Source organism: Rudanella lutea DSM 19387 (assembly GCF_000383955.1).
Classification (GTDB): domain Bacteria; phylum Bacteroidota; class Bacteroidia; order Cytophagales; family Spirosomataceae; genus Rudanella; species Rudanella lutea.
Genome location: NZ_KB913013.1, coordinates 4994203 through 5013323, shown reverse-complemented (window position 1 = coordinate 5013323; position 19121 = coordinate 4994203). Strand labels below are relative to the sequence as shown.

10 protein-coding genes are annotated in these 19121 nt (G+C 55.4%); 9 read left to right on the top strand and 1 reads right to left on the bottom strand.

Going from position 1 to position 19121, the window contains the following annotated elements:
• The first annotated feature begins 23 nt into the window (after positions 1-23).
• The 4 genes from RUDLU_RS0120570 to RUDLU_RS0120555 all read left to right on the top strand — a co-directional run bounded on the left by RUDLU_RS0120570 (position 24) and on the right by RUDLU_RS0120555 (position 6847).
• Complete coding sequence (locus RUDLU_RS0120570) at positions 24-935, top strand: S66 peptidase family protein (protein ID WP_019990316.1); 912 nt, start codon at positions 24-26, stop codon at positions 933-935.
• 81 nt (positions 936-1016) lie between these two features.
• A complete protein-coding gene (locus RUDLU_RS0120565; protein ID WP_019990315.1) occupies positions 1017-1805 on the top strand; it encodes an SDR family oxidoreductase in 789 nt (262 codons plus the stop codon).
• 183 nt (positions 1806-1988) lie between these two features.
• The gene (locus RUDLU_RS0120560; RefSeq protein ID WP_019990314.1) at positions 1989-5297 is read left to right on the top strand and encodes a SusC/RagA family TonB-linked outer membrane protein; all 3309 of its coding nucleotides are present in this window, start codon (positions 1989-1991) and stop codon (positions 5295-5297) included.
• Between the two features lie 86 nt (positions 5298-5383).
• Positions 5384-6847, top strand: a complete 1464-nt coding sequence (locus RUDLU_RS0120555) for a SusD/RagB family nutrient-binding outer membrane lipoprotein (protein WP_019990313.1) — start codon at positions 5384-5386, stop codon at positions 6845-6847.
• A 116-nt stretch (positions 6848-6963) separates the two neighbouring features.
• Here RUDLU_RS0120555 and RUDLU_RS0120550 read toward each other — a convergent pair whose 3' ends face one another.
• Positions 6964-8301 carry an amidohydrolase gene (locus RUDLU_RS0120550; RefSeq protein WP_019990312.1) on the bottom strand — a complete coding sequence of 446 codons (1338 nt, stop codon included), beginning with the start codon at positions 8299-8301 and terminating at the stop codon, positions 6964-6966.
• Positions 8302-8636: 335 nt separating this feature from the next.
• Here RUDLU_RS0120550 and RUDLU_RS0120545 point away from each other — a divergent pair, with 335 nt between their 5' ends.
• From RUDLU_RS0120545 to RUDLU_RS28905, 5 genes are all read left to right on the top strand, one after another.
• The gene (locus RUDLU_RS0120545) at positions 8637-11756 is read left to right on the top strand and encodes a SusC/RagA family TonB-linked outer membrane protein (RefSeq protein WP_027303256.1); all 3120 of its coding nucleotides are present in this window, start codon (positions 8637-8639) and stop codon (positions 11754-11756) included.
• A gap of 72 nt (positions 11757-11828) precedes the next feature.
• A complete protein-coding gene (locus tag RUDLU_RS0120540; RefSeq protein WP_245581696.1) occupies positions 11829-13316 on the top strand; it encodes a RagB/SusD family nutrient uptake outer membrane protein in 1488 nt (495 codons plus the stop codon).
• Positions 13317-13779: 463 nt separating this feature from the next.
• Positions 13780-16881 (top strand): SusC/RagA family TonB-linked outer membrane protein, encoded by a 3102-nt coding sequence (locus RUDLU_RS0120535; RefSeq protein WP_027303255.1) that lies wholly within the window; start codon positions 13780-13782, stop codon positions 16879-16881.
• A 25-nt stretch (positions 16882-16906) separates the two neighbouring features.
• Positions 16907-18397 (top strand): RagB/SusD family nutrient uptake outer membrane protein, encoded by a 1491-nt coding sequence (locus tag RUDLU_RS0120530; protein WP_044129582.1) that lies wholly within the window; start codon positions 16907-16909, stop codon positions 18395-18397.
• 57 nt (positions 18398-18454) lie between these two features.
• Positions 18455-18934, top strand: coding sequence for a hypothetical protein (locus tag RUDLU_RS28905; protein WP_019990307.1), 480 nt, complete (start codon positions 18455-18457; stop codon positions 18932-18934).
• Positions 18935-19121: the final 187 nt, after the last annotated feature.

Here is a 19121-nt window from a genome sequence, read left to right as displayed (position 1 = left end):
AAAAGCCCCCTAACTCTTCATCGATGATAATCCCCCCCTTTCTGAAGCCCGGCGACACGGTCGGTGTGGTGGCTCCGGCCAGTCATTTTGAGTATCAGGACCTCCAGCCGGGGCTGGCTATTCTGCGCGACCAATGGCACCTTAATGTAATAGAGGGCGAGAGCCTTCAGGCCCGTAGTGGACCCTTTGCCGGCTCCGACGACCTCCGCCGACGCGACCTGCAACAGCTATTTGATAACCCCGACGTCCGGGCGGTGCTGGCGGCACGGGGCGGCTACGGTTCGTACCGCATTGCCGACTCGCTCGACCTGACGGGGCTGATCCGGCACCCGAAATGGCTGGTGGGTTTCAGCGACATCACCGTGCTGCTTAGCTTGCTGGTGGGGCATGGCGTCGCCTGTCTGCACGGGATTATGCCTCGTGGGTTTGCGAAAGATACAACGGGCGAATCAATCGAAAACCTGCGGCAATGGCTCTTTGGCGAACACCATACGCCCTACCAGTTGCCCCCGCACCCCCTCAACCGGGCCGGGCAGACCACAGCCCCGGTGGTGGGCGGCAACCTGACGTTGCTCATTAACTCACTTGGCACCCCCACCGACCTCGACTATACGGGCAAGATTCTGTTCATCGAAGACATCGACGAGACGCTGTTCTCCCTCGACCGAATGATGCACCACCTGCGCCGGTCGGGGCGGCTCGCCGGGTTGGCGGGCTTAGTGGTCGGGCAGTTTACCGATATGGTCACCAGTTTGTCGTTGCCTTTTGGTCTCTCACCCGACGAAATTATTGCACAGGCGGTTGCCGGGTACGACTTTCCGGTTTGCTACGGCCTACCCTCGGGGCACGACACCCCCAACTGGACCCTGCCGATAGGCCTCCCGGCGACTCTGACCGTGGCCGAAACGGGTGCTGCGCTGCACTGGGCGTTGTAGTGTGCCGAAGATGTTGTATGTTGAGTCACGGTCGATACACCGACCTGTGATACATCGGCACAACTACTCACTTTACGGCCCATGAACGATAAAGTCGTCTGGATTACGGGAGCCTCTTCGGGTATTGGAGAGGCTCTGGCACTTGAATTGGCCCACCGGGGGGCGCGTCTGGTACTCTCGGCCCGGCGCGAAGACGAACTCCGGCGCGTTGCCAACGCAACCAACCTCCCCCCTACTCACGTATTGGTACTACCGCTCGACATGACCGACCTGAGCGGTATGGCCGGTTATGTTCAAACCGTAATGGACCACTTCGGGCAGATTGATTACGTGTTTCAGAATGCGGGCATCACGCAACGGGGTAGCGTGGCCGAAACCCAGCTTCCTGTGTACCGACAACTGATGGAACTAAACTATTTCGGGGTGGTAGCCCTCACGCAGGCTGTGCTACCGCATATGTTAGGCAGGGGGCAGGGGCATTTTGTGGTCACCAGCAGCGTAGCCGGCAAAATCGGCACCAAACAGCGGTCGGGCTACTGCGCCAGCAAGCACGCCCTGCACGGTTTTTTCGACGCCCTCCGGGCCGAAACCGCCGAGGCCGGTTTGCGGGTCACAACTATATGTCCCGGCTATATCCGAACTCCGATTTCGCTGCACGCGCTCGATGCGAAGGGTCAGAAACACGCCCGCATGGATGCCAATCAGGACAAGGGCATGGACCCGGCCGAGTGTGCCCGTCAGATTTGCCAGGCTGTGCTCCGCGGTCGCGAAGAGGTGTATGTAGGCGGTGTCGAAACGCTGGGAATTTACCTCGCCCGGTTCTGGCCCGCACTGGTCCGGCGCATCGTACGGAACCGCCCTCCCGAATAGGGCAATCGAAAAAAACCGGCACGAAATCAGACAAAAACAAATCTTATTTGGACCTAAACCCGTTTACCAATACGTAAATAGGTGTCTGTCGATATTCACCTTCAATTTGTCTATTTCATTTTCTGTTTCACCAATTTTTAACCTATTCTTGTAATCAACCAATTTTACAAACGCGCGTAACGTATGAGAGAAAAACTACTGCTGAGTCTGGTGCTCTGTTGGCTGATTAGTTTGTCGGTTTTTGCCCAAAGCAGAACGGTAACCGGCGTTATCACGTCGACAGAAGATGGCTCGCCCCTGCCCGGCGTGAATGTGCTGGTAAAGGGTACCCAAAATGGTACAACCACCGCGGCCGATGGCCGCTTTACCCTCAACAATGTACCGGCCAACGCGACGTTACAGGTTTCGTTTGTGGGGTACGAAAACCTCGAAATTCAGGTAGGCAACCGGGCCACCATCAATGCCCAGATTAAGCCCGATGTGCGGCAACTGGGCGAAGTAGTGGTAACGGCCCTTGGTCTCGAACAAAGCCGCGATCAGTTCGGCTCGGCGGCCTCGCAGGTGAAAGGTACGGCCGTGGCACAATCGGGTGAGGCTACGCTCATCAACGGCCTGTCGGGCAAGGCGTCGGGCGTGCAGATTGTCCGGTCGTCGGGCGACCCCGGTGCGGGCTCGTATATCCAGATTCGCGGGCAAAGCACCATCTCGGGCAGCCTGCAACCGCTGATCGTGCTCGACGGTATTCCGATCAACAACTCTACCTTAGGCAACAGTACCGAGGGGGTGGCGCAGCAGTCGCGTCTGAACGACATCAATCCCGAAGACATCGCATCGGTCGAGATTTTGAAGGGTGCCAGCGCGGCCGCCATCTGGGGTACACGGGCCGCCAATGGGGTTATCGTGATTACCACCAAGCGCGGCTCGGCCGGGCAGGGTAAGATCAACGTCAACTTCAAATCGACCCTTTCGCTCGATCAGGTGTACCGCACCCAGCCGCTCCAGAGTAAATTTGGCAGCGGTATCTTCGGTATTTACCAGTTTGTACCGTCGGGTGGTTTGTCGTGGGGCGATCGCATTGCCGACCGCTCAGGCGCAGCCGACGCACAAATCACGAGCCCGACGGCACCGGGTTACGCGGGCTATTTCGAAGCCGCCGACGGCACCCGCCTGTACCGGATTCCAGACGGCAACGCAGCCAACCCACACGGAGGCAAAAACTCACGCGATGTGTACGATTTCCGGGATACGTTTTTCAAAACAGGCTACTTCACCGACAACACGGTTAGCCTGAGCGGTGGCGACCCGAACGGTAATTTCTACATCAGCCTGGGCGACCTGAATCAGCAGGGTGTGATTAAGCACAACAGCGACTACCGCCGGACTACCGCCCGGGTAAATACCGAGCGCCGGTTCAACTCGTTTATCAAAACCTCGGCTACGTTTGGTTTTACAAAAACTACCTCCGACCGGGTGCAGCAGGGTTCTAACCTGTCGGGTCTGTACCTGGGCGGGTTGCGGACACCCGCCGACTTTAACGTGCTGCCCGAAGTAGGTACCTATTACGCCCCCAACGGGGAGATTTTTGCCAATCGGCAGCGTGCCTACCGCAACCCACTCGGTTCGAGCACCCGATCTACGTACGACAACCCGATCTGGACGCAGAAAAACGTGCGTAGTACGTCGGAGGTCGACCGGTACATCGGCAAGCTGGAACTGACCCTGAGCCCTCTGAAATGGCTCGACGTGGTATCGCGGGTGGGTATCGACTCATACACCGACAGCCGTCGGGATTTCTGGCCCACGCTGGCCTCATCTAACCCCGGTGGTTTGCTCTCGCTCAATTCGGTTTCAGAAACCCAGACCGACGTACAGGTATTCGGCAACGCCCGGTATCAGATCAACAACGACCTGAACCTGAACGCCATTGTAGGTATGAACCTGAACAACCGGGTGTTCAAAAACAACTCAGGTTTTGCCCGTTCGTTTATTCTGGGCGACAACCCTCCGCCATCCGACATTTCGAACGCCCAGCCGACCAATAAAGACCCCGGCTACGGTTTCTCGCAGCAACGCACAGCAGCCTTGTACGCTACGGCCAACCTTGGCTACCGCGACTACCTGTTCCTGAACCTGACGGGGCGGGGCGAATCGGCTTCGACGTTTGGCAAGAATACGACCCGGACATTCTTTTACCCAGCCGCCGACGTAGCTTTCCAGTTTACCGAAGCCCTGCCCAATCTGAAAGACAGCCAAACCCTATCGTTTGGTAAGGTGCGCCTGTCGTATGGTGAAGTGGGTGTGCAGCCGGGGCCGTACAACACCGTTACCTATTACGGGCCGGGCGGTATTGGCGAAAGCTGGGGGCCTTTCCTCGACGCGCTGGCCTACGGCAACGGGGGCTACCAGCAAAGTTCGGTATTGGGCAACCCCACCATTCAGCCCGAGCGGAAGCGCGAATTTGAGGGCGGGGTCGACCTGCGGTTTCTCCGCGACCGGTTCTCCCTAAGCGCTACATACTTCCAGAACACCACCAAAGCCGCTATTTTGTCGGTAGCCACGGCTCCGTCCACGGGCTTTACCAGCCGCACGGGCAATGCCGCCGAGATCAGCAACAAGGGTATCGAGCTTGACCTGGGGGCCAATATTTTGCAGGGCGATGGATTCACCTGGAACATGAACGCCAACTTCACCCGGCTCCGCAACAAGGTAAACTCCCTCAGTGGTACTACTTCGCTGTTCCTGGCGGGTTTTGCCGGCACTTCGTCGCGGGCTGTTGAAGGCTATCCGCTGGGCGTACTGTGGGGCGGTGATTTCCTACGCGACGGTAGCGGCAAGCTGATTCTGGAACGCGGGTTCCCGCAGGCGGCTCCACAGGAAAGCGTCATTGGCGATCCTAACCCCGACTTCAAACTGGGCATCGGCAACACCTTCGCCTACAAGGGTCTGTCGTTGTATGTTCTGTGGGACATGCAGGTAGGTGGTCAGATCTGGGGCGGTACGCGGGGCATTCTCGACTACTTCGGCCGCTCCGACCGGTCGGCCAACGAGGTGACAGCGACGCAGGATCTGCGGGTGTACAACACCGACAACGATCAGTACGGCGATGCAAACGGTATTATCCGGGCGGGTACGGTTTTCCGGGGTAATATCGTTGACTTTGGGGGCGGCCCGGTGGCCCTGACCGAGTCGTGGTACAAGGATCTTGGGGGTGGATTCGGGCCGGTATCGAGCCAGTTTATCGAGAAAGCCGACTGGCAGCGTCTGCGTGAGGTGACCCTTTCGTATTCGCTCAAGACGCCCGGATTCCGGCAGAAAACGCGCCTGTCGTCAGTTGACTTTTCGGTAACGGGCCGTAACCTGCTCATCATCTCGCCCTTTGTTGGCAACGATCCCGAAACCAACCTGACGGGAACGAGCAACGGCCGGGGTCTGGAGTACTTCAACAACCCGGCCACCCGCTCAGTACTGTTCACGGTTCGGATCAACTATTAATAAAGTTTACAGTATTCAGTATTCAGTTTAGAGTTGTCTGACACAAACTGAAAACAGGAAACAGTACACTGAAAACTTCTTACAATATGCATTTCTGGAAGAAAACGCTCACTATTCTGACGGTCGGCTTTTGGCTGGCGTCGTGCGAGAGCTATGTCGATAAAATAGACGAAATAGACCCGACGGCGCCGGTCGATGCGCCAATTCCGGCCCTGCTCACCGCTACCGAGGTGAACTATCAGGGCGTGATGGAGGGTGAACTGGCTCGCCTGGCGGGTATGTGGTCGGGGTACTTTACCGGCTCCGACCGGCAGTACGTAGCCCTGCAAAACTACAATACGGTTTCGGCCGACTTCGACGGGGCCTGGGGCAATATCTACGCGGGCGTGATCAAAAACACGCGTTTGCTGCGCCAAAAGGGGCAGGCCGCCGGTAACCGCAGCGTGCAGGGGGTTGCCAAGATTATCGAAGCACACACCATTGGGATGACGGCCGCTCTTTGGGGTGATGTACCATTCTCACAAGCCTCGAATCTGGCTCAGTTTCCGAATCCGACGTACGACAGCCAAACGGCGGTGTATGCGGCTGCGCAAACGCTACTCACCGAAGCCATTGCTGACCTCGGTACCGGACAGGGCTCACTCACGGGCGATTATATGTTTGGCGGAGGCCGTACGTTCTGGATTTCGGCCGCCAATACACTTAAAGCCAAGTTTTTCCTGCATCAGGGTCAGTACCAGCAGGCCATCAATTTTGCCAACAACGGCATCAAGAATCCGGGTCTGAACCTGTTTGGCTATCACGACAACGAGTACCAGAAAACGTACAACCTGTACTACTCGTTTCTGACCTACGACCGGGCGGGCTACATGACAGCCGAAGGCGCTTACGCCGTGAAGCTGCTCGATCCGGGCGACCGCCTGACGCGCAACAACACCAAAACCAACGAAGCTGCGCGGCTCAACTGGTATTATCAGCAGGGCCTGAACACCTTTTCGGTGGAGCCCAACGTGCTCTCGGCCCGCGAAACCGGCTTTAGCTGGGGCGTAGCTTCCGACGGCAGCGAAGACGGTTTTTTTGCGGCCGATGCGCCATTCCCGCTCGTTACCTTTGAAGAAAACCAGCTGATTCTGGCCGAAAGCAAGGCGCGTCTGGGACAAACCGAAGCGGCTTTGGCCGACCTGAACCTGCTGCGCTCGTTCTACAACACAGGCGGTTTTATTCCTGAGGGCTGGCTGGCGGCAGGCATTCGGTACGCGCCCTATGTGCTGGCCGATTTCCAGTCGGGCGGTATTGAGAACCGGGCTGGTCTGCGCTCCGCTGAGCAGGCGCTGTTACTTGAGATTCTGGAGGAGCGGTACATAACGCTTTATGGTCAGATCGAAGCCTTCAACGACATTCGCCGGACGGGCAACGCCCTCCGAATCCCGGCCAACGTAGGCAGTCAGATCCCGCGTCGATTCCTGTACTCACAGGCCGAAATCAACGCGAACAGCAGCGCCCCACGCCCGGCACCGGACCTGTTTGCCCCCACAGCGATCTTCCGGTAAGCGAAGCGGTTTACGTTTCAGTGCATAAAAAAGGGAAGCCAGATTGATTGGCTTCCCTTTTCTTATTTTCGTCCGCTCTGAGGTACTTATCGTTGTAAAGGATAGTACCCAATCTCTTACTTCGCCCCTTTTTTGGCCTGCTCCATGTAATCGACGGTCAGGTGGCAGAGCGATTTCATACCCAACACAAACGCGCTTTCGTCAATGAAAAAGTCGGGCGTGTGGTGAGCCGCAACTTCTTCGATTTTTTTGCCTTTGGGCATCCCGCCCAGGAAATAGAAAAAGCCGGGCACCTTCTGCTGGTAGAACGAGAAGTCTTCGGCACCCGTCTGGGCCGGGGTAATCACTACCTTGTTCTTACCGGCCAGGGTTTCGAGCGTAGGCACCATCTGCTCGGTCAGTTTGGGATCATTATACGTGACCGGATACATAATGTCGATTTTCACATCGGCTTTGGCCCCGGCGCTCTCGGCAATATTCGTCGCGATCTCGTTGATGCGCCGGTGCACCAGCTGCTGTGCTTCGGGACTGAACGTCCGGATAGTACCAATCATGTTTGCCTCTTCGGGAATGATATTCTGCCGAATCCCCCCGTGCAAAGCCCCTACGGTGACCACGGCAGCATTGTCGGTCAGGGTCACGTTGCGGCTCACAATGGTTTGCAGCCCCATAACCACCTGAGCGGCCGTCACAATCGGGTCAACACCCGACCAGGGTGAAGCCCCGTGGGTTTGGCGGCCTTTGATCTTGATAGCGTACTGATCTACAGCAGCCATAGTGGCACCGGGCCGGTACTTGATGGTCCCGACTTCGGTGAGGGAGTTGATATGCAGGCCAAAAATGGCATCGACTTTCGGGTTGTTGAGCACCCCTTCCTTCACCATCAGTTCGGCGCCCCCTTCTTCACCGGCCGGTGCACCCTCTTCGGCGGGCTGGAAAATGAACTTCACCGTACCGGGCAGATCGGCCCGAACGGATGCCAGAGCCTCAGCCGCGCCCATGAGCATAGCCACGTGGGTGTCGTGCCCACAGGCGTGCATAACCCCTGTTTTCTGGCCGTTGTACTCGGTCATCACCTGTGATTTAAACGGCAGATCAACGCGCTCCGTCACGGGTAAGCCATCCATATCCGCTCGCAAGGCCACCACGGGTCCGGGTTTACCGCCCTTCAGAATACCCACTACTCCGGTTTTGGCCACATTTACCTGTACCTCCATACCGAGCGACTTGAGGTGAGCAGCCACCTTGGCCGAGGTTTGAAACTCCCGATTACCTAACTCAGGGTTCTGGTGAAACTCCCGACGCCAGGCCACCACTTTTTGCTCCAGGCTCTCGGCCTGCTTATCAATCCGGGATTTGAGTGCAGCACCCGACTGGGCCTCACTCTGTAGAAAAAACGCCGAGCCAGCCAGTAACCCCAACGTAAGGCCGGTCACGTGTACAACGTGTTTCATAGGAAATAGTAAAAAGTTACCGCACAAGTTAAAACAGACGGGCGGCTTTGCCAAGTCAACCGCATTTGTGTTGCCTGCACCGGAGGTTACATGGCCTTTGAGGCACCCATTGAGACTATTCAAGCAGATCAGATATGGGGCTTCGGAGTGAGCAACAAATAGGAGATTTAACGTTTTTAAACCCTCTTTTGAGTTAGATAAACCCCTATACGCAAAATTGTAACCTAATCTGAATTTAGTGAATAATTCAAAATTTCTTTCGGCTAATTCACCCAATTGACTAATTTAGCGGCTTGTTAAATTACTTTTTCAAACAATTCTACTACCTCACTTCTATGCTTAAATCTTTATTTAATGTTGTACTGCTATGGCTATTGTGCCTGCCCGTTTTGGCGCAGGATATAGCAGTTAGTGGTCGCGTAACTTCATCAGACGACGGCTCCGCCCTACCCGGCGTGAGTGTACAAGTAAAAGGTACCACCCGCGGTACCACCACCGATGCATCGGGTAACTATCGGCTCAACGCTCCCGCCAACGCGCAGCTTGTTTTCAGCTTTATTGGTTACAAAACACAAGAGGTTGCTGTAGGCAATCGCACAACTGTAAACCTTAGCCTCACATCCGATGCATCCGTGCTGAACGAAGTTGTGGTAGTGGGCTACGGTACGCAAAGCAAAAAAACGATTACGGGTGCCATTGCCACGGTTGATGGAAAATCAATCAGCGACAAGCCGGTTCAAAGCTTCGATCAGGCCCTGCAGGGTCGGGCGGCTGGGGTGAGCATTACAACGCCCAACGGAGTTTTGAACAACGCACCGGTAATCCGGGTGCGGGGGGTATCGTCGATCAGCGGTTCATCGTCGCCCCTGATTGTTGTGGATGGTCTGCCCATCAACTCAGGCAACGTATCGCAGGGTGGTTTCACGGTAAACAACCCGCTGGGTGATATTAACCCAAACGATATTGAGTCACTCGACATTTTGAAAGATGCTTCGGCAACCGCCATCTACGGTTCGCGGGCTGCCGCCGGGGTTATCCTGATTACGACCAAGAAAGGCAAAGAAGGCCGTGCTCAGGTTAGCTACGACAGCTGGCTGGGTGCTACGCAGCCCTTCCGGCTCTTCAACATGCTCAACGCGCAGCAGTTCATGGATTACAAGAACCTCGCTGCCCGTAATGCCGGCCTGCCCGATCAGTTCTTCCCGACCACAAACCCCGACGGATCGATTGTAGACACCGACTGGTACGACCTGATTTACCGCACCGGCTACGGTCAGAACCACAACCTGAACGTAAACGGTGGCAATAAAGACACGCGCTACGCTTTCTCGGTTGGCTACACCAAGCAGCAGGGGATGATCCAGAAAAACGACTTTAGCCGGTTTACGGGCCGTATGAACATCTCGCACCAGTTGAACAAAGCAGTTCGGGTAGGTGCTAACATCAGCCTGGCCAACAGCTTCAACCAGTCGCCCAACACGGGAACGACAGGGGCGTTCAGCACGGGTGGTCTGGGCCGTTTGCCGCTGGTACTGGCTCCAAACGTGGCTCCCCGCAACCCCGACGGGTCGTACAACATTAACCGGGCTGCCAACAACCTCGGCCTGGGCAAAAACCTGATTGGCCCCGGTGGTTACTACAACCCCCTGCCCGACCTCGAACTGAGCAAGTTTACGTCAGAGAACAACCACCTTATTGGTAACGTGTTTGCGGATGTATTCCTGCTGCCGGGTCTGGTGTTCCGTACCTCGTACGGTCTGGATCAGACTACGGTCGAAGATATTGACTTCCGCAACAGCGTACATGGCGAAGCCGGCACGGTAGGTGGTCAGGCAACCAACATCTACTCGAACATCAAGCAGTGGAACTGGCAGAATTACCTGACCTACGATTTCAATTTCGGCAAGAACAACTTCCAGGCGGTTGCCGGTACCGAATCACAGAAGCAGATGTTCAACATCTGGGGTGGTACACGTCAGGGCCTTTCTGACCCCTTCTTCACCAGCTACCAGGGTAACTTTACTACCAACAACCCTCCTCCGGGCCTGCAGACCGAAAACGCCCTGCTGTCGTACTACGGTCGTTTGAACTACGACTTCGACAAGCGGTACCTGCTCTCGTTCACGTTGCGTCGCGACGGTTTCTCAGCTTACTCAGTAGACAACAAGTGGGGTAACTTCCCCGGTGCATCGGCCGGCTGGCGGGTATCAGAAGAAGACTTCTGGAAAAACTCAGCCCTGGGCCGCGTGGTGAACGAGTTTAAGCTTCGGGCCAGCTGGGGCCGGGTGGGTAACACCGGTATCGGTAACTTTGCATCGCTCAGCCTGTTCAACTCAGGTCTGTATGGCACCGTACCTACGTTTGCATTTGCGCAGGCAGGCAACCCAGCCCTGCGTTGGGAAATCAGCACCAACACCGACTTTGGTGTTGCATTTGGTCTGTTCAACGACCGCATCACGGGTGAGTTGACGTACTTCAACAAGCAGCTCGACGACCTCGTACTGAACGAACCGCAGGCACCGTCGCGCGGGATTCCGGGCAACAGCATCGCCACCAACGTAGGTTCGATGGTGAACCGGGGTCTTGAACTGACCTTGACAGCCAACACGTACACACGTGGTAAATTCAACTGGACTACCTCGTTTAACCTCACTACCCTGAACAACGAAGTATTGGCGCTGGCGAACAACAACGCGGACATCTTCGGCTCAACGGGTGGTCTGGAAAGCTCAAACATCATCCGGGTAGGTCAGTCGGCTGGTAGTATTTTCGCTATCCGTACCAACGGCGTGAACCCCGCCAACGGACAGAGGATCTTTATCAATGCCGCTGGTCGCGAAGTACAGTACAACCACGCTGCCGCTCCGGCACAGCGTTGGACTTACGTGTCGGACGGTGCCGTAGCTCCGGCTATTCAGGGTACCGACCGGGTAGTTATTGGTAACGCCCTGCCTAAGTATTACGGCGGTTTCGACAACACGTTTAAGTATGGCAACCTCGACCTGAGCATCTTCCTGCAATATTCAGGTGGTAACTACATCTACAATGGTACCAAGGCCGGTCTGCGCGATCAGCGTCCGTGGAACAACCATACCGATGTACTGAACCACTGGAAGCAGCCGGGCGACATTACCAACATCCCACGGCCGGTTCTGAACGACAACATTTCGAACGGTTCGGCTAACCCCATTTCTGAGAACGTAGAGAAGGGCGACTTCATTCGTGGACGGAACATCCTGCTGGCTTACACATTCCGTAACAACCTGCTGCGGAAGGCCAACATCAACTCCCTCCGCTTGTACGGACAGGTACAAAACGCCTTCGTAATCACGAAGTACAGTGGTGCTGACCCTGAGATTTCGACCAACCGCGACACGAACATCGCACCGGGTGTTGACCGGAACTCGACGCCACAGGCTCGTACGTACACCCTTGGTTTAGGACTGACGTTCTAATTCTTCACTTCTCAAACATTTAGTAAGACACGTATGCTTTTTTCAGATAAATACATAGTCTCACGGCGCGGTATGCTCCGTACGGCACTCGTAACCGCCGTACTCGGAACAAGCCTCACGGCCTGTGATCAGGAAAAGTTTTTGAACCCAACCCCGCTCACGTCGCTGGCCGATGTGGAAGCATTCAGCACGCCCGACCGGGTACTGGCTCAGGTCAACGGCCTGTACGCCAGTGTGAAGTCGGGGCAGTTTCTGGGTGGTCGCTACCAGGTGTACGTCGACGTACGGGGCGAAGAGTTTCTGAACGTGACCAACAACGGCGTTACGGCGCTCTCGGCCTGGAACCACACCCAAAACTCGGGTTCCAACGAACCAACCAACCTGTGGAATGCAGCTTACCTGGCAGTCAACCGGGCGAACCTGTTCCTGGCGGGTCTGGATGCCAACCCTACCGTAGTTGATCAGACGCTGGCCAACCAGTATCGGGGCGAAGCCCGGTTGCTGCGGGCGCTGACCTACCACCAAATGGTGCAGTTGTTTGCACAGCCGTACACAAAAGACAACGGTGCCTCGCCGGGCTTGCCCCTGCGCATCAAAGGCGAAGTTGGCTCGGGTGGTAACGACCTCGCCCGGGCAACTGTAGCCGAGGTGTACAAGCAGATTCTGGACGACCTCAATTTTGCCGAGCAGAACCTGCCTGCCAACTACGCCAGCGCAACCCTGAATACCACCCGTGCCCATAAAAACACGGCTATTGCGCTCAAAACCCGCGTTTACCTGACTATGGGTCAGTGGGCCAATGTGGTTACCGAAGCCAACAAGATTGTGTCGACGGCGGCCCCCTATCGTGCCAGCACGGGGGTAGCACATCAGCTTCAGGCCGATGTGCGGACGGTGTTCAGTAACTACACCACCACCGAGTCGATTTTCTCGATGCCGTTTAGCAGCAACGACCTGCCCGGTACGCAGAACGGCTTGCACAGCTACTACGTGCCGCTTACGGGTATCGGCGATTACAGCCTCAACCCGAACGGGATTATCAGCAACACGACGGCTTTCGCAACGGCCGATGCCCGCCGGAACTTCGTGAAGTCGGATTTTTCGGGTGACCTCATCAGCGGGGTACAGCGTAACCGTCTGTTCAAATTCCCGACCGGTCCACAGCATACCGACTGGGCTCCGGTAATCCGCTACTCAGAAGTACTGCTCAACGCGGCTGAAGCCCGCGCCCGGCTCAACACCTCGGCGGTGGATGAGCAAGGTCTGGCCCTGCTGAACGCCGTTCGGACGCGCTCAAACCCAACGGGTGCTTACACGGCTGCGGGTCTGGCTAATTCGGCAGGTCTGGTTAGCGCCATCCTGACCGAGCGCCGGATCGAGTTCCTCGGCGAAGGTATGCGGTCGAACGACTTGCTGCGGACCAATCAGCCCCTGCCCGAAAAAGGCGGTGTACAAAGTGCTCCCCGGATTCAGGCCGTACCCGTTACGGCATCGGTCTACATTTGGCCCCTGCCACAAACCGAACTGAACGTGAATAAACTGGCGGTTCAGAACCCATAAGTTCTGACTAACCAGCCTATCCAAAAAAGTCCCCATCAGCCTGGCTGGTGGGGACTTTTTTTAGGCCTTTTCCGATCTGTCAGTAACAGGCTTAACTGAGTATAATTCAATCCATACAAATAACTTACCGAAAAGAGCGCATTCGGTTTATTAATATTTAGACTAAAACATTAAACAGAAAATAATTCGCTGGTTTTTAAACGCTTACTAATTCAGCTACCCCTAATATTGTACAAAACAAAGAATACTTATATTGTAGAACAGTTTAGAAACTAAATATATAAGCCTAAACAAGCATAGAATAGAATATACGTCATCAGTAACCCGGTCAACCAAATTAAATTTTACCAATAATCTGATGTATATACAGATTATTTTGCCCTATTTTGTTCAATGTAGCTTTCCGTTCACTAATTTTGTATTCTGTTTACTCATAATTCAACAATTCATCTTTCAAACTCCTATGAGAAAACTTCTATTGGGAAGTTGGTTGCTGACACTGTTGTTCTGTCTGCCGGTACTGGCACAGGACATCACGGTTAGCGGACGCGTAACTTCATCAGACGACGGCTCCGCCCTACCCGGCGTGAGTGTTCAGGTAAAAGGTACCACCCGCGGTACCACCACCGACGCATCGGGTAACTACCGGCTCAGCGCACCGGCCAATTCCCGTTTAGTGTTTAGCTACATTGGATTTCTGCCGCAGGAGGTAGCAATGGGTAGCCGCACCTCCCTTAATGTGCAGTTGCAGAACAACGCGCAGGAACTGGGCGAGGTAGTAGTAACGGGGTACGGCGGAACCATCAACCGACGCGAGTTTACGGGTGCCAGCTCAAAGGTAACGGGCGCAGCCATTCAGAACCTGCCCGTAGGTAGCTTCGACAAGGCTCTGGCGGGCCGGGCGGCTGGTGTGCAAATCACGTCTGCCAACGGGGTGCCGGGTGGTGCCATCCAGGTGCGTATCCGGGGGATTGGTTCGATCTCGGCAGGTTCAGATCCACTCTACGTAGTCGACGGGGTGCAGCTGAACTCAACGAACAACTCGAGCTTTACCAGCTCAAACCCACTAGCGTTTTTGAACCCCAATGACATTGAGAGCATTGAAATTCTGAAAGATGCCGCTGCGGCTTCGATTTACGGTTCGCAGGCTGCCAACGGGGTTGTGCTTGTGACAACCAAGCGGGGTAAGACAGGCAAAACGCAAGTGTCGCTCAACTACTACACCGGTGTTGACGAGCCTATCAAGCGCCTGGATGTACTGAACACACAAGAGTGGATTGCCCTGCGGACTCAGGCCCGGATCAATGCGGGTCAGGCGGCCGACGTAGCCCGCGCTACGGTATTGAGCACGCTGCGGCAGCCCACCACGCTGACCGACGCTGAAGTAGCCGCTCTGCCCACCTACGACTGGCAGAAAGAAGCCTACCGGAACGGCCGCACCAACAACTACGAGCTGAGCCTGAACGGTGGCAACGACAAGACTAAATTCTTTGTATCGGGTTCGTACTACACCCAAAGTGCCAACGTCATCAATGTCGGATTCAAGCGTGGAACGCTCAACACTACCCTCACGCACGCCATCAACAGCAAATTGACGCTGGAGCAAACGCTGAAGATGAGTGCCATTCAGGCGCGTGGTCAGCAGGGATCACCCAACGGGGGTTCATTCCTCGGCTCGTCGGCGTTCTCGTCGTCACTCATGCTGCCAAGCGTACCTATTTATAACCCCGATGGCACGTTCTTCGGAACACCGGCACTAGGTGGTACTCCGGGTATCCTGAACCAGAACATTATTCAGGTATCAACGCTGAACGACATTACCTCAAACATCAACCAGTTTGTGGGTGGTTTGTCGCTCAACTACAAGCCGATCGAAGGGCTGAACATCCGGCCGTTTGTGAGCCTTGACTACCGGGCGATCAAGGGTCGTTACTTTACCGACCCTCGCACGGCCGATGCCTTTGTGGTTCGGGGACGTTTGCAGGATCAGTTCAACCAGAACATCAACTTCCTGACCAACATCACGGCAAACTACAACAAAACGTTTGGTGGCCGGCATGACGTAAGCGCCCTGTTGGGTGCCGAGTACCGCTCAGACCGCAACGAGTTTACCAACTCAAACATTACCAACGTGCCTACGCCTGACTTCCGCTACGGTAGTGCCGCGGCCCTGCCCCAGTCGATTGGTGGTGGCTGGACAGGCTACAGCAAGGCTTCGGTGTTTGGAAACCTGAAGTACAACTACGGCCGTAAGTACGACGTAAGCGTGATTGCCCGTCTCGACGGTTCAAGCCGGTTCGGTGCCAACAACCGCTTTGGTTTCTTCCCATCGGTATCGGGTGCCTGGCTTGTTTCGGAAGAAGACTTCCTGAAAGGCAACCGGGTACTGAACGAACTGAAACTGCGGGCATCGTACGGAACTACGGGTAACGACCAGATTGGTTCGCTGTTTGGTCTGGCCAACTTCCCTTCGCTGGGTCTGGTAAGTGCCGGCTTCGACTACAACGGTGCGGCTGGTTTTGCTCCCTCACAGCTGGGTAACCCCGACCTGAAGTGGGAAACCAACGTAACCACCAACTTAGGTTTGGACTTCGGTTTCTTTGGCAACCGCCTGACGGGTTCTGTGGACGTATTCGACCGCACCAGCCGCGACGTACTGTTGGGCGTAAACCTGCCTTTCACCAGCGGTTTTACGGCCATCTCGCGTAACTCAGGCTCAGTGCAGAACCGCGGTCTGGAGATTGAACTGAATACGGTAAACGTGCAGTCGGGCGACTTCAAATGGAGATCTTCATTCAACATCACGTTTATTCGGAACAAAGTGGTGAAGCTGATCGATGGCATTACGCCGTTGGCTAACCCCGATAGCGCGATCACGATCAACTACACCGATTTCTATGGCGTAGGTCGTACGGCAATTCAGGGACGCCCGCTGCTGGCTAACTACACCACGGAGTATGCCGGTGTAAACCCTGCCAATGGTCGGCCCATGTTCTACGACTTTGCCGGTAACATCACGTACACGCCGGTAACTCCGCGTGACCTGCGTTACCTGGGTTCAGAGCAGCCCCTGTTCTACGGTGGTTTCCAGAACTCGATCACGTACAAAGGCCTGACACTCGACGCCCTCTTCCAGTACGATTACGGTCGGCGGTCGTTCAACAGCCAAACCTCGTTCCTGGCCGAGCTGGCAGGTCGTGATTTCAACGCAATCCGGTCAGTATACGACCGTCGCTGGCAGCAGCCGGGTGACATCACCGACGTACCGCGCCCCATCAACGGCAACGCCGAAACACGGGGTATCAGCAGCCTGAGCGGCTCACGTACGCTTGAGGATGCGTCGTACCTGCGTTTGAAGCAGATTAGCCTCAGCTACGATGTTCCGGGTGCCCTGGGCCGTAAGATTGGAGCCTCAAAAGCCCGCGTGTATGTACAGGCCCAGAACCTGCTCACCTGGACCAACTGGACGAGCTACGATCCCGAATTCCTCAACTTTGGCTCAGGCAACAGCGGGGTTGTGCCCAACTCACGGTCAATTACCGCCGGTATTAACCTAACGTTCTGATCATCTTCAAACTGACTTATCGACAATGCGTATTTCCATAAAAACCTTGTCTGGCGGATTGCTGACCGCTGCGGCCCTGTCGCTGGCGTCGTGCAGCGACCTGCTCGAAGTACAGCCCCGCTCCAACGCCGATCTGACCACGGCACTGAATACAGCCGAAGGCCTGGATGCTACCCTCAACGGTATTTACGACCGTTTGCAAAGCACCGCCCTGTATGGTCGTGATTTTCTGGCCGTAGCCGAAGCCCTCGCCGACAATGCGCAGGCAACCAACAAATCGGGCCGCCTGAACAACGAAAACCGGAACGTAGCCGGTGCTTCGTTTGTCAACTGGGCTACCAGCTATTTCGCCATCAACCAGGCCAACCTGCTGCTCGAAGCCACGCCAAAGGTTACGTCGCTGACCGATACCAACCGGCGCAACTCGATTCTCGGCCAAGGTCACTTCCTACGGGCGTTGCTCTACCACGACCTGATGCGGGCCTATGCTTACGATCCGGGTGTTGAAATTGCACAACAAAACCGGGGTGGTGTTCCCATCGTGCTGACAGGTGTAAACAACCAGGATCAGTTGCAGTTTCCGGCCCGTGCGCCCATTGCCGATGTGTACAAGCAGATTTATAGCGACCTGGAGAAGTCGGTAACATTCTTTAGCCGGACCAGTGCCAACAACGGCAACATTCCGGCCTACGGTAACCGTGCTGCGGCTCAACTCCTGTTCTCACGGGTAGCGTTGTACAACAAAGACTACAACACGGCGGTACGGTATGCTACCGACGCTATTGGCGGTACGGTTCGTATTGTCGATGCAAGCGGCTACATTGGCGGCTGGCGTGCTCCACGCAACCCAGAGTCGGTATTTGAGGTGCAGTTTGCAGCTCCTTCCGAAAACATCGGGGTAAACACCTCACTGCAAACCACCTACACAACGCTTGTTCGCCCCGGCGACCGCGGCACCACGGGTGGCTTCGGAGACCTCGTTCCAAACAACGCGTTCCTGAGCGACATCCGGTCGGAAAGCAGCGCGACGGGTTTTGCCGATGTGCGGGCGCAACTGTACGAACTGGGTACTACCGGACGCGGAACGGCGTTTGTAGAGTGTACCAAGTTTCTGGGTAAAAACGGGGTAATCAACCTCGACAACGTACCGGTGCTCCGTATTCCAGAGGCTTACCTCAACCGGGCTGAGGCTTACTTTATGCTGGGTCGGATGACCGACGCCCTGGCCGACCTCAACACCATCCGGACAAACCGGGGCCTGACGGCACGCACCATGGCCAGCTTCACAAACGATGCCGCCCTGCTGGCCGAAATTCTGCGGCAGCGCCGGTTAGAGTTTGCCTTTGAAGGCCACCGCTGGTTTGATTTGAAACGGCGCGGACAGGATGTGATCAAGACCATCCCGCTCTCGCCCACGGCAAATAACCTGCCTTACAACGACTTCCGTGTACTGGCTAACATTCCGGTGAACGAGGTATCTACCAACAAAAACATTCGCCAGAACTTCGGTTATTAATCGGCAGTGCACCGGTCGGGTTTACTCGGCCGGTGCATGCACAAACCAAGCACATTCATGAAAAAACTGAATTATATTTTGTTGTGCGCCCTGTCGGTTTTGGGTCTGGCAGCCTGCGACAACACCCTGGATCAAGTGTTCGATGAGCAAACGCTCGTTGAATTCAACGAAGCCATTTTGCGTACTAACGCAACCGGTCGTACCTACTCGATTACCAGCCTGGCCAATACCCCTACCGCGGGCACTACCTCAACGGCGCAGTTGAATCTGGTAGGTCGGCAGCGGAGTAGCGAGCTCACGGTGCGGGTACTTGTTGACCCGGCTACGACTGCCCCCGCCAGCAGCTATACCTTAAGCAATGGCGGTAACGTGGTAATCCCGGCAAACTCGAGCTTTGGCTCACTGACCGTAACGGTTGGCCGGGCCAGCAGCACTACAGCGCCGGTCGGAAACCTCGTGCTGGTTATTGATAGCACAAGCACCGACTTTAAGCCGAGCCAGAACTATAAGCGGCTGGGTTTTTCGTTCAGAAATTAAAAAGAGTTAAAATTTTTTGTCCAAATGCCTCACCAAAAGTGGGGCATTTTTGTTACAGTGTATACCACTAGTATACAGGTATAAGTGACGTTATTAATGCAATAAAAAACCCTGCCTCTACGTCTACAGATATTATTGTTTACCCTTACCTTTGCGGTCCATTTCATCAATTTGTTAATTTATTTTT